Annotated in this window: 1 protein-coding gene; it reads left to right on the top strand. The window is 65.2% G+C overall.

Going from position 1 to position 244, the window contains the following annotated elements; genetic code table 11:
* Positions 1-181: hypothetical protein (locus SB717_RS38730; RefSeq protein ID WP_410908561.1), on the top strand; the 181-nt coding region annotated here is incomplete at its 5' end.
* Positions 182-244: the final 63 nt, after the last annotated feature.

Below are 244 nucleotides of genomic sequence, written 5' to 3'. Positions count from 1 at the left end.
CTCGAGGGATGGCGAGCGCTGCTACTTGGGCCGCTCCGACGTCGGGCTTGAGGTGCGTCTCCTTGACATCGTCGCGGTGCGGCACGTGGCCGATGGCACGATCAGACTAGAATTGCTATCGGGCCGTTCGACCGGCAGCATCAGAGCTGAGATTGACCCCGGCGTCGAGCGTCGGCGGTGACATGAATTCCCTCTTCCAGCGCACTCCGGCCAGCGCCAACGCTGCCCCGAGCGTAGCTCGTTC

It is taken from the genome of Priestia sp. SIMBA_032, from assembly GCF_046535215.1.
Taxonomy (GTDB): domain Bacteria; phylum Bacillota; class Bacilli; order Bacillales; family Bacillaceae_H; genus Priestia; species Priestia aryabhattai.
This window is presented reverse-complemented; position numbering and strand designations above follow the sequence as displayed.